A 12,824-nucleotide genomic window follows, 5' to 3' on the forward strand; every position below is an offset into this window, starting at 1 on the left:
GCCACCCGGTACGCTGGCAAAGCGCCGTCCAACCGGGCTATGGTCGGCCTTTGCCCAGGCCCCTGAGCCTGACCGAGCCATCCGCAAGGACCCCGTATGAGCCTGTCACTTCTCAGCCGTTACGCCTTCTTCGCCGCCTGCGTGCTGTTCACCCTCGCCAGCCTGCCGTTCCTCGCTCACGACTGGCTGTGGCCGTTCGCCCTGACCACCGGCGTACTGAGCCTGATCGGTGTGTTCGACCTACTGCAGCAACGCCACGCGGTACGCCGCAACTATCCGATCCTCGGCAATATCCGCTACCTGGTCGAGGGCATCCGCCCGGAGATCCGCCAGTACCTGCTGGAGTCCGACAGCGATGCGCTGCCCTTCTCCCGGGCCCAGCGCTCGCTGGTGTATGCCCGGGCCAAGAACGAGGCCTCGGACAAACCCTTCGGCACCCTGATCGATGTGTACGAGTCGGGCTTCGAATTCATCGGCCATTCCATGCGCCCCGCGCCGCTGGCCGACCCGGCAGCCTTTCGCGTCGTGGTCGGCGGCCCGCAATGCACGCAGCCGTACTCCGCGTCGATCTTCAACATCTCGGCCATGAGCTTCGGCTCGCTCAGCGCCAACGCCATCCGCGCCCTCAATCAGGGCGCCAAGCTGGGCAACTTCCACCACGACACCGGCGAAGGCAGCATCAGCCCCTACCACCGCGAGCACGGCGGCGACCTGGTGTGGGAACTGGGCAGTGGCTACTTCGGCTGCCGCACCGCAGATGGCCGCTTCGACCCCGAGCGCTTCGCCGCCCAGGCGCAGAGCCCGCAGGTGCGGATGATCGAGATCAAGATGAGCCAGGGCGCCAAACCCGGCCACGGCGGGATCCTGCCCAAGCACAAGGTGACCAAGGAGATCGCCGAGACCCGCGGCATCCTGATGGGCGAGGACTGCATCTCGCCGTCGCGTCACAGCGCCTTCTCCACGCCGATCGAAATGATGCAGTTCATCGCCCAGTTGCGTGAGCTGTCCGGCGGCAAGCCGGTGGGCTTCAAGTTCTGCCTCGGCCACCCCTGGGAGTTCATGGGCATTGCCAAGGCCATGCTGGAAACCGGCATTCTCCCTGACTTCATCGTCGTCGACGGCAAGGAAGGCGGTACTGGCGCCGCCCCGGTGGAGTTCACCGACCATATCGGCGTGCCGCTGCGTGAAGGCCTGCTGTTCGTGCATAACACCATGGTGGGCCTGAATCTGCGCGACAAGATCAAGCTCGGCGCCAGCGGCAAGATCGTCAGCGCCTTCGACATCGCCAGCGTGCTGGCCATCGGCGCCGACTGGGCCAACTCGGCGCGCGGCTTCATGTTCGCCATCGGCTGCATCCAGTCGCAGAGTTGCCACACCAACAAGTGCCCCACCGGCGTGGCCACCCAGGACGCCCTGCGCCAGCGCGCACTGGTAGTGCCGGACAAGGCCCAGCGGGTGTTCAACTTCCATCACAACACCCTGCGCGCCCTGGCCGAAATGCTCGCCGCCGCAGGGCTGGAGCACCCCGCGCAACTGGAGGCCAAGCACCTGGTGCGGCGTATCTCGGCTACCGAGATCAAGCTGTTCTCGCAGATGCATGTATTCCTCAAGCCGGGTGAGTTGCTCACCGGCGAGGTGAACGGGCAGTTCTATTCGCGGATGTGGCAGCTGGCGCGGGCGGATAGTTTTGAGCCGCAGAGTGAGGTGGCGGCTTGAGGGAGGCGAGCTTACCGGGATATTGGGTAAGGGCTACCAAGTGTTCGCCGATATTTTTCAACGCCTATGAGATCGAGCGCCGACCGCGCGGCGCATCGCTGACAAAACAAAGCGTTCCGCGAAACTAGGCTCTGTCTGGAAAAACCGTCGCATACACCGCATGACACAAGCCAGCGAGACCATCGCGGCATAACTTCTTGCGAGATTGTCGAAGCGCGTGACGATGTGGACGGCCACGCTGGGCCTTGGTCTACTTGAGTTTCACGCCAACGGCTTGCGGTGTCGACCCAGTCATCTTGATAGTGAACGTGACCTCGCACTCCTCTTCCAGCTCCAGGCCTTCGGCCTCGGCCGGGGCGAGGTAAACCTTATCTTCATCTTCATCGTATTCAATCCAACCCCACTTCTTCACTGCATCGTATTCCACCAGTTTTCCTGTTTTTCGTGTTGCTTCGCTCATGACATCAACCCTCGCTTCATTGACTGTGGGTACTCTCCCGCGCCCCAACGCGGGCACGGGAAAACCTGCTGCCGGCGCCTAACTACCAAAACCGCAGATTATTGGTGGTCGGTAACAAACTGTGTTCTACGGTTTTCAGATACGGCAGCTTGGGCACTACCGAAGGCTCATGTACACCCGCCCTCACACTGACTACAGCCTGTTGCTGTTCATGCAGGCTTTGACTGGTCTCGATCGTCCCTTTCAGCGCATTGGCCTCGAGCGCCGTGTTGAGGTAGTAGATTGCGTACGACAGGCCGCGCGCTGCGCCCTCTGTATGCATCGACTCGGTCAAGAAACCGCCAATTTTCCCAAGCCATCCTGAATTCGCCAATTTGCTCGAGGACTGTTCAGCCATTTCGACGGGGGCCGCCAGGTAGTTCCCCCCCTGCCTCGCCGCACCGCGCAGGCCTTGGCGCGCCAACCACTGCGCAGCTGGGTCCAAGGTGTTGTACTTGAAGCGGCCCAGAACCCCGAGGTTGCGAGGGCCACTAAGCCCCCCCAGCCCACCGTGGGGGCGGGTAGGGCCCAGGCCGTTGGGGCCAACGCGCTGTGCCCTCAGCAAGCGCATTCTGCGAGTGCCTCTGATGCCCTGCTGCACCAGGGGTTTGCTGCTGCTCCAAGCGGCTTTGGCAGCGCGCCTCACTGCTTTGGTGGCGCTCCAAATGACCTTTCCGACCGATCGGACCGCTTTCGCCAGGGACAGCGCCACTTTGAGGCCAGCCTTGAACACCCCGACAAAGGCCAAACAGCTCGCTATGCCCATGACGACCGAGGCGATACTCATTGCCCTGGACACTTCAGGAGCACCTAATTTATTCGCCAGCAGCGCCCCCGCCTCGAAAGCGAACGACGCCGCGCTCATCGCAACAACGAATGTGGTCAACCACAGCGACTGACCTGCGGTGAACGCGGCCAGAGCGATGCCTATCGCGGCTACCGTCGCTGAGAACAGCAGGCCGCGATAATCGCTACCGACCTTCATCTTCTCGGTGTCTTGCAGCGCCTTGTCGTAGGTCTCCAGCTGGTGGTTTTGACCCCAGCGGCTGAGCATGATCGCTCCGCTAGGGTCGTGCAGGTTGACCGGGTCCGGGCAGTGCTGGTAGTCATTCAGCCCGCCTTGACCGAACGGGCTGAGCCAGTCGGGCTGGGCATAACGACGCAGCCCGGGGACGTAACTGCGGTAACCGTTACCGGCGTGGTAATGCCCAGTCAGGGGGTCGAGGCGCATACCGTTGTAGCCACTGACCAGCCCCTCCAACGCCACGCCCTCGCCAAACGGTAGTAGCGGTGCCAGTTCCAGCGTGCCGCCCTTGACCTGGCCGGCAACGCCCACCTGCGGGTCGTCGATCAGCCAGCGCACTTCGTTGCCATCATATTGCGCCAGCCCGCTGGACAGGCTGATGGTCCTGCTGACCGTATCCTGCTGGTCATAGTGGATCTCGCCGATCAGTAGTTCGCCGTCGTAGCGCAGCTCGCGGGTGCTTCCGTCGCTCTTGAGGTACTGCGCCGCCAGGCGCTGGCTGCCATCGTACTCGTAGCGGGTCAGCAGGTTGCCGGTGCTATCGAACACCTTGTCAACCTGGCCGGCAGCGCTATAGCGGTAGCGGTGTTGCCCGGTGACCTCGGTCAGGTAGCCGTTGGCGTTCCACGTCAATGTGCGTTCCTCATTGCCGTGAGTGATCCCTGTCAGGCGCGTCGGGTCGCTGGCAGCGCCATAAGCCAGGCTCTCGCTCCACTTCTGGCCATCGAAGCCGGTGGTGACGCACCGGGTCAGGTTGCTCAGGGCATCCCAGCCATACTCCTGAGCCTTGACCGCCCTGCCTTGGGCGTCTCGCGGGCAATGCTCCGTCGCGACGGCCTCGCAGTCATAACGCTGCAGACGGTCAAGCGCATCGTAGGCAAAGCGTTCGACGCGCACCTGCTGACCGTTCTGGTAGCTCGTCTTGCTGGCCATACGGCCGTCACCTTGCCACTTCAGGCACTGCTTGAAGCACTCGACGCCGTTGTACAGGAAGCGCCGGGTAACCTCCTGGCCAAAACCGTCATGTTCGCTAAGCACTCTCCATTGCCCACCGGCCTTCAGTGCCTGGGCTTGGCGCGACTGCAGGCGGCCCAGTGCGTCGTAGCGGTACACGACTTCCTCGTGGTCCTGACAGGTGCGCAGCACACGGCCCTGCTCGTCGCTGAACACCCGCTGCCAGTGGCCGTCAGCGCGCAGCGAGGCCATTGGCCGGCCACGCAGGCTCAACCAGCGATAGCCTTGGCGCCTGGCACGTGGCGAGGTTTGCGTGAGCGATTGCCGACCGGGCAGGCTGCTGCTACCCAGGACCTGCTCCCAGCCATGCTTCATCGTGTCATCGCTGACGGGGGAGGCCTGGGTCTGTGTGCCATTGCTCTCAGTGAAGCTGGAAAGGGTCTGTTCGTTCGCGTTGAAGCGCTGGCCCTCAGCATTTCGAAGCACGGAGAGCCGGGTTTTGTCGGGCAGGGTGACGGTATCGTCCTTGAAGCTGTATGCACGACTACCGACCGTTCGCGTAGACAATGTGCTGTCGTGTTCCACTGTCTGTTTCGCCACGCTCGCGCCGCCTACCTTGAGCTCGGTGGCATGGGTGCTCAGCCCGTGGTAGCTGTACTCGACGACAGAGTCGTCGGGGCGGGTAATCCGGGTCACCCGGCCCACGGCGTCGCGCTCCAGCGCATACGAACGGGTTTGCGCACCCAGGGTACGGTCATAACCGATGATGTCGCCCGAGTTGTTCAAGCGTTTGCGCAGCTGCATCTGTGTTTGGCCGTCACCGTCGAGCAGGTGCTCCACCTGCTCGACGGTGCCGTTCTTGCGGTAGTGGTAATCGATCTTGCGTTGGTAAAGGCGTTGCTCGTCAAGGCCTTCTTCGATGCTGTATTGGCTCGAAATGTCTTGCGTCGCATACGGCTCAAACACCGAGGCATCGGCCGCCACGTCTTTCGCGTTGTCTGCCACCTCGCTGTGCTGGGCTTGCAGCAGGCTGCGCATGGCGGGTCCATCCAGCCCTCCTTGCTCTGTGACCCACGCTTGCGGCCCTACGGCCGACGGCGCCGGGGTCATGTCCACCACGGCCTGCCCCCCCGGCAGGTAGTCCCACTCGCAACTGGCCAGCAACTGCGATCCATCCAGCCCTTGCAGGGTGTATTGAGCCAGTGGCACGAAGTGCTCGGTGCCGTTCTTGCGCCACTCGTGCAGCCAGGCCCGTTGCACGCCGTCCAGGTGGCTGCGGCTGATACCCTTGTTCGCGTGGGTATGGGTTGCCACTTTGCCATCAGCCGAATATTCGGTGGTGGTCTGCTCGACGGGCTGTTGCTCCTTGCCCCTGTTCAGGTACACACCCCGGCTGTCCTTCTTGAGTGCGTAGCGCCTCACTTGGGTTACCCGCCCCAACGCATCGTACTGCCAATGCACCTCTTTACCTTGTTCAACTTGCTCCAGGAGGCGCCGACCACGACGCGAGCGCAGCTCCTTGCGCAGTTCCTTAATACCGGCCGTGGTGGTTTTGATACGTACCACGAAACCGTCATTGTTAGGATTGTCTACGCATTCAAGGTGGTTGCTCATTGTGAATACGCGTTCGCCCGAGTCACAGACCTCGTGGGTGACCTGGGTGTCTTCCTCCGACCACTTCCGGACCTTGCTGTCCTCGCCGCCTTCACGGGCAGGCGGTGTCGACTTGGTGCTGCGCTGGCGCCACAGCAGCTTGGCAGGGGCGTCGGCCATGCTCCAACCAGCACTGGCGCCGAGCAGGTTGCCACTGATGCTGCCCTTGACCCCCTCGATAGTCAGCACTTCGGCAAGCTCCAACAGCTTCCGGCTACCTCGCGTCACCTCGCGGTAACCGAACAAGCGCAGGCCCTGGGGGTTGCCGAAGGGGTCACATTGGTATTCCGCCATGACCGGCGCCGAGGCATGCCGGGGGATAGCCGGGCAGTTCAGGGTCGGTAAACCTCGAAGTGCTTTGATGTCCTTCAGTTGAGTGGACTGGCCAGGCGCGTCCACCGTGAACGGGTTTTTCTGCGCCTCTTTGTAGTAACAACGATACAGCGTGTGCTCACCGCCAACGTGCCTGTACAGCTCGTTGCCGTCCAGATCCTCAACGTGCTTCGCCAGCTCTACCGCACGCCCCAGCGCATCACGCTCGGCAGGCGTGTAACTGGCCAGTAAGCGCGTGATGCACGCGGCCAGTTTCGGGCGGTCGGCCTTGTTGGATTTATCGATGATCCATGCGAGCAGATCCTGCTGGTGCGGCACCAGCGCCGCCCCCTCCTGCACGTTGACCTTGGAGCCCTGGGCGCCCGTTTCGAGGGCGTACAGCAGTTCAGCGAACTCATCGCCTGCCCCGGTGTAGCGGTAGGCCTTGGTCTCCCTGTACTGGTCCTTTTTCCGCTGGTTCTTGCGTGTGCAGAAGTTGAGCCAATGGCCTTGCGCCGATGCCTCTGCACGCAATACTTCAAAACGATTGACGCTACCGCTGTGCGAGACGTTGCCGTGAACCAGCATGTGTTGCTTGCGTGCCCCATGCGAGCCGCTTTCGTACTCGACGCTGACCACACGCTGTTTGGTATTCAGGAAGTCCCCATCGTAGCGGTAGGCTGTCACCTGATTCTCTTGCCCATCGCCCGGTACCAGGGTGTGAAGTGCCACCCGTGGCAGGCGCGGTTGTTCCCCCCTGTTGCTTTTACCCGCCTGGTACTTGACGCACTCCACCGACCCATCCAGCTCGCGCAAGCCGCACAACACCCGGTCCAGGGTCAGGTCGTGGTCATAGTCACAATCGACCTGCTGCAGGACATTGAGCTCACCATCCGCTCGTCGCTCGCTGCGTTTTATCGTGCGCAGCAGGTAATCCTTGAGCTGCAACTCGACCTCGTAACACTCGGTCTTGCTTTGCGGCCACACCTGCATCTTCACCTGCGCAGCCTTCTCGCGCGGTGTGCTGTACTGAGCCTTGAACAGCGGCTCATCCCCACTCTTGACCGCCAACAGCATGAACTGGCCCTTCTGACGTAGCCATTCCAACGTCAAGGATTCGCCATCGCGCGACTCGATAGTCGACGGCAGCAGCAACACGAAGGGCTTCTGGTAGTCGGCAATGAGCTTTTTCAGCTTGATGATGTTCTGGTCAGTGTGCCACTTACCGATGGCTTCGTCGTAGTCCGCGCTCGCACTTGCGTAATACTGAAGGGGGTTGAATATCGCTGCTACCCATTGCTGCCAGTTCTCCGGCTTCGCAGGAAAGTCTGGTTTGGATTTGTCCCTGATCGCGATCAAGGTTTTCAGTACCTGATCGTGGAACGCTTTGTTCGGCTCCTCTTCGTCACTGCCTGCGGCCGCAGGTTTCTTCAGGATCTCTTGACGGCCAGTAGGCAGGTCGAGGGTGAACTCGCTGTAGGCCTGGTTGCTGCGCACCACGCAGGAGGGCAACTTGATTGCCTCGCCTTTGCCCAGCTGGGTCCATTGCGCGTCGGTGAACGTGAACTGGCCGCCGTCGGCCAGTGTCAGCAACCGGCTGCGCACTTCCACGCTGGAAAAACGCCAGGCCCAGCCGTCACCCAACCCGGCTTCGTTGGCACGCAGCGCCGAGTAATGCAACGTCAGGTCGACCACTGGCCCCTGGCCTAGCAAGCCCTGCAGATGGGCCACCGGGTAATGGGCGTGGAACAACCCGGTGCGCGCATCCACCCCGGCTTCGCCGTGGCCCGTGGTGTCGAACAGTTCAGAGCGGTGCGTGTGGCCGTAGTCCTCGCAGAGGAAGCTGATTTCATTTTGCGGCTCGAGCGCTTTAGGCGGGGTGAAGCTGACCGGCCTGGGGTCGTGCCAGAACTGGCTGACTTGCAGGGTACCGATATGCCCTACCGTCAAGGCTGCGTTGCCGCGCTCGGACTCGGGGCAGTCCAGGTAGAGGTCATAGGCTTGGTCTGTCAACGGGCCTCGCCAGGTGATGGTGTCGCTGGTGACCGACACCGGCCACACCCCGGTGGGCTCCTTACGGACGGCTGCAATCGCCTCGACGAGCTTAACGGCAGCGGCAGCGGCGGCACCGTCGGCTTTGGCGGCGGCCCAGGCGGCTTCACTGGCGGCTTTACTGGCGGCTTTACTGGCGGCGTCAGCTTCGGCGGCCTTGGTTTTGGCGGCAGCGGCTTTGGCGACGTGGGCTCCTTCGTACATCCTGGCGTAGTCGTTGGCGACTATGAGCTCCGCACTGGCAGCGGCGGCGGCGTCGGCGGCAGCGTCGGTGCCGTAGGCCCACTCGTGGGCACCGATGCTGGCGATCTCATAAACGTTGGTAGTATCGGCCAGAGCGTCGGCGGTAGCTGCGCCAGCGGCATCGGCAGCGGCAACGGCAACGGCAGCTTCATCGTAGGCGGCGGTGTAGGCGGCGGAGGCGGCGGTGGGGTCAGCGTAGGCGGCGGCGTAGGCGACGGCGGCGTCAGCGTAGGCGCGGTCGTAGGCCATGGGGGCGGTGTCGTAGGCCGCGGAGGCGGCGGAGACTCTGACACGGTTGTCGTCGGCGCTGAAGGAGGCTTTGGCGTTGCGGTAGGCTCTTTTGGCGGCGGTGTAGGCGGCGGTGTAGGCTGCGGCGTGAACAGCAGCGGCGCCGTAGGACTTGCCGACGGAGGCGGCAGCGACGGCGATACCGACGACAGGATCGAGGAGGTCGGTATCTTCGAGGACGGCCGCAGTACCTTTGACGACCAAGCTCCTGGCGCTAACCTCAATGCTACGCCTCTCGCTATCACCAGCGCGGATGGGGATGGCACTGGCGACGGCAACAGCAGCAGCAACGGCCGTCAACGTACCGGCTTCGGCGAACGTGAAGGCGACAGGCATCTTTGCCTCAAGAGTAGCCTCCACATAGCGGATGTAGGCCTCTCTGAGCTGATTGGCCGCTGCCTGTCTCGGCACACACGCCATCACCCGGTAGCCTTTGTCGCGTGCCGTTTGGTCCAAACGAAACGCCAGCTCTGCCTCGAGCGAGCTGATGGTCACCCCTGCCAGGCCCTCGCCGGGCTCGACAGTGACCGTCACCGGATCAACAGCCTGCTCATCTGGCCATTCCTCAGCGCTCAGCAGTTCCAGCCGATAATCCTCAGCCTCCCACCGTTGGCCATCACCGGCATTCTCCAGCGCGACCGACACTTCAGCCGCCCCCAACAGCCACAGCTGGCTGCCCTCCTTGACAGACAATTCTGGCCACTGCTGTGTTTCGATGAAGCTGGCCAGCGCCTGTACCCAGCTTTGTTCGTCGCTGGGCAGCGCAGCGCAGGCCTGGGGCCTGAACAGCGCATGGTGCAGCAAGGTTTGGTTACCGGGATGACGCACGGTCACCAGCACGGCATCCTCCGGGGCCTCGAACGCCGACGCCAGCAGCGGGCCTTCTGCGTCGTAGTGATCGCCTGGCAACCTGACGAAAATGCGCAAGCCGTCGCCGCGCTGCTCGAGCATCGCCGTGGTCGTGTCGACACGCAGGTAGGGCGCCACCGCTGACGTGGCCAGCGCCGCAGCCCAGTCCTTGAGCCATTTGCCACCTTCGCGCTGGGTGCTGTTCGGGGTCCATGAGTGGTGGCCGAGCAGGCGCTGGGAGAAAGCATCATAGACCCAGGCATGCAACACGCCTTTGTCAGGCAGCGCCGGCGTGCCATCGAACGTGCGGCTGGCCCACCAGCTCACCTCGGTCAACGTCACGCACAACTCGGCACACTGCGGCCCCCAGAACGCGTTGTCCACCTCGCCTGGAGTCACCGTGCAGCCTGCACCTTTGACCCCAGCCCGCAGCAGGCGGCTGTCACGGTTGACCTGCTCGCACAAGGCCTTGCTCCAGCCGCTATCGGCCGCGGCCGTAAACAGATGTTGCTCGTGCAACGCCTGGGTTTTGAGGTCGCGCACCTGCAGGCTCAGGGTCTTGCCCTTGCCCAGCGAGAAGCTATCGTCACAGACCAACACCTGCACCAGGTTGCTGTCGAATGGCGCCGTGCTGAACGCACGATAGTCAGCCTGGCACCACAGCCGCGGATCCTTGTGACTGCTGGAAAACACCTGGCTGTCGTTCCAGGCGCCGGCCGTGATGGGCATACCCGCCGCCGCAACCTCCTGGGCGAAGTCCTTCGGCCACTGTGTCTTGCCCAACTTGCCGGCCTTGGCGGTGTAATCGAAACGGGTCAGCTCGCCACTGCGGCGGTGCACCAGGCAAGCGCTGAGGACTTCGCCAGCAGCCAAGGCGCGGTCGGCCTTGATCGGGCACAGGCTGTACCAGCCACCCTCGGCACTGCCCACCCGCTCCAGACCGAAGCCTTGCATATCGGGCAGGGAGCCATCGGGTTGGTTGCTGATCAGGTAGGGCACCTGAAAGACCTGGTTGCCGTCGATTGCGGTTGCCGGAGTGTTGGACATACTGTGAACTCCATGTAGATCAGAACCCATGGAGTCATTCTTGAGGTACCGCCTCAGCAACGTCTACTGGCAGAAATGCCAGGTGTCTTCCGCTAGTGTGGTGTTTTGCAAATACGACCAATAACTCGCGAGTGATTTTTGCGCTCAGGCAAGGCGTCGCGACGAGTCGTAGCCCAGCTACGGCGAGGAGCGACAACGCAGCATGAGCGCAAAAAGCACCGCGAGTTATGGTCGTTCTTTGTGAAACACCACACTAGTGAGCTAGCCGGGGGAGTTGCGGACCGGCGGAGTGAGTGAAGGCCACCAAGTGCTTGAGGGATATTTTGGGGTAGGCCGGTACGCCCCAAAAACAAAACCCCGGCACTGGCCGGGGCTTCGTTCGTCAGGAGGCGGTACTCACCGTACCCTGCGCCTCTTTGGGCGCCAGGCGGAAGGTGTAGTACAGCGCCGTCAACAGCACCAGGAACGCCGGGCCGATGTACAGGGCCACGCGGGTGTCCGGGAAGTACGCCATCAGGCCCACCACCAGCACCAGGAACGCCAGCGCCAGGTACGAGCTCAGCGGCCACAGCCACATGCGGTATTTCAGCGCGTTGCGCTCGGCGGTGGTGAGCCCGGCGCGGAACTTCAGTTGCGCCAGCAGGATCATCACCCAGGTCCAGATCGCGCCGAAGGTGGCGATCGAGGTTACCCAGACGAACACTTTCTCCGGCACCAGGTAGTTGGCCAGCACGCCCAGCAGCAGCGCGCCGATCGACAGCAGCAAGGCGTTGCGCGGCACGCCGCTCTTCGAGGTGCGGGCGAAGGTGGCCGGGGCCTGGCCGTTCTGCGCCAGGCTGTAGAGCATGCGCCCGGTGCTGAAGATGCCGCCATTGCACGACGACAGCGCGGCGGTGATCACCACGAAGTTGATGATGCCGGCGGCGGTCTTGATGCCGAGGCGCTCGAAGGTCATCACGAACGGGCTGCCCTGGCTGCCAATCTCGTTCCACGGGTAGATCGACAGGATCACGAACAGCGCGCCCACGTAGAACAGCAGGATGCGCCAGAACACCGAGCCGATGGCCTGGGGGATGGTCTTCTGCGGGTTGCGCGCTTCGCCGGCGGTCAGGCCGATCATCTCCACGCCCAGGTAGGCGAACATCACCATCTGCAGCGACATCAGCACGCCGGTCACGCCGTTGGGCATGAAACCGCCGTTGCTCCACAGGTTGGAGACGCCCATGGCCACACCGTCGTTGCCGAAGCCGAAGGCGATGATGCCGATGCCACCGAGCACCATGGCGATGATGGTGACGATCTTGATCAGGGCGAACCAGAATTCGAACTCACCGAACGCCTTGACCGCGATCAGATTGATCGCGCCCATGCTGCCCAGGGCCATCAACGCCCAGATCCAGCGCGGCACGTCGGGGAACCAGATGCCCATGTAGATGGCCACCGCGGTGATCTCGGCGACGCAGGTCACCAGCCACAGGAACCAGTAGTTCCAGCCGGTCAAGAAGCCCGCCAGCGGGCCGAGGTAGTCTTGGGCGTAGCGGCTGAACGACCCGGCGACCGGGTTGTGCACGGCCATTTCACCAAGGGCGCGCATGATAACCAGGATGGCCAGGCCACCGATGATGTAGGAGAGCATGATGGCGGGGCCGGCCATTTCGATGGCCTTGGCCGAACCGAGGAACAGGCCGACGCCGATACAGGCGCCGAGGGCCATCAGACGGATGTGCCGTTCGCCCAGCTCGCGCTTGAGCGGGCCGCCCTGGGCGGACTCGCCTTGGGCAGGGTGGTTGCCGACTGGCATAGCAATACAACCTCATTTTGTTATTGGATTTGACCTTCGTGCAGCACCGGCCGCGCCGATAGGCGGGGCGTCGGCTCGCCAGGCCGCCTTGTGGGCGGGCCTGTCCACCGGGCACACAGCACCGGCAGTTCGAAGGGGGCGAGCAGTATAGGAAGCCACTTGTAGGGCTTTTCACTATATACAGCGGGAAATTTGGCGAGAATTCTCGGCCGAATCCCCTTCACCGGAGGGGCATCCTAGCCTCGCTCCGCCCATGCACAGGAATGGGGCAGCTACCTTAGCAACATTGCCGAAGAATGGAAGTCGCACCAAAGGCGCATGTTCATACGCAATTGCCCGAAGCTTCTTACAAATTTTTCACCAAACTCGGCCACCGTCTAAGCTTC

4 protein-coding genes and 1 pseudogene are annotated in these 12,824 nt (G+C 62.9%); 1 reads left to right on the forward strand and 4 read right to left on the reverse strand.

From position 1 onward, the window contains the following. Positions 1-96 precede the first annotated feature (96 nt). Positions 97-1,716, forward strand: coding sequence for an FMN-binding glutamate synthase family protein (locus KSS90_RS20250; RefSeq protein ID WP_217867005.1), 1,620 nt, complete (start codon positions 97-99; stop codon positions 1,714-1,716). Positions 1,717-1,854: 138 nt separating this feature from the next. Here the strand turns inward: KSS90_RS20250 and KSS90_RS25615 are convergent. From KSS90_RS25615 to KSS90_RS20265, 4 genes and pseudogenes are all read right to left on the reverse strand, one after another. Then, positions 1,855-1,941: pseudogene (locus KSS90_RS25615) on the reverse strand (IS5/IS1182 family transposase); the annotation flags it as partial. Between the two features lie 25 nt (positions 1,942-1,966). After that, the gene (locus KSS90_RS20255) at positions 1,967-2,176 is read right to left on the reverse strand and encodes a hypothetical protein (RefSeq protein ID WP_217867006.1); all 210 of its coding nucleotides are present in this window, start codon (positions 2,174-2,176) and stop codon (positions 1,967-1,969) included. Between the two features lie 82 nt (positions 2,177-2,258). After that, the gene (locus tag KSS90_RS20260) at positions 2,259-10,637 is read right to left on the reverse strand and encodes an RHS repeat-associated core domain-containing protein (protein WP_217867007.1); all 8,379 of its coding nucleotides are present in this window, start codon (positions 10,635-10,637) and stop codon (positions 2,259-2,261) included. Between the two features lie 382 nt (positions 10,638-11,019). Beyond that, a complete protein-coding gene (locus KSS90_RS20265; RefSeq protein WP_046854430.1) occupies positions 11,020-12,438 on the reverse strand; it encodes an amino acid permease in 1,419 nt (472 codons plus the stop codon). Positions 12,439-12,824 lie beyond the last annotated feature (386 nt).

Origin of the sequence: Pseudomonas maumuensis (assembly GCF_019139675.1) — a bacterium.
Lineage (GTDB): Bacteria > Pseudomonadota > Gammaproteobacteria > Pseudomonadales > Pseudomonadaceae > Aquipseudomonas > Aquipseudomonas maumuensis.

Coding starts and splice junctions, on each gene's coding strand:
- KSS90_RS20250 (WP_217867005.1), top strand. CDS start 97: ATGAGCCTGTCACTTCTCAGCCGTTACGCCTTCTTCGCCGCCTGCGTG.
- KSS90_RS20255 (WP_217867006.1), bottom strand. CDS start 2,176: ATGAGCGAAGCAACACGAAAAACAGGAAAACTGGTGGAATACGATGCA.
- KSS90_RS20260 (WP_217867007.1), bottom strand. CDS start 10,637: ATGTCCAACACTCCGGCAACCGCAATCGACGGCAACCAGGTCTTTCAG.
- KSS90_RS20265 (WP_046854430.1), bottom strand. CDS start 12,438: ATGCCAGTCGGCAACCACCCTGCCCAAGGCGAGTCCGCCCAGGGCGGC.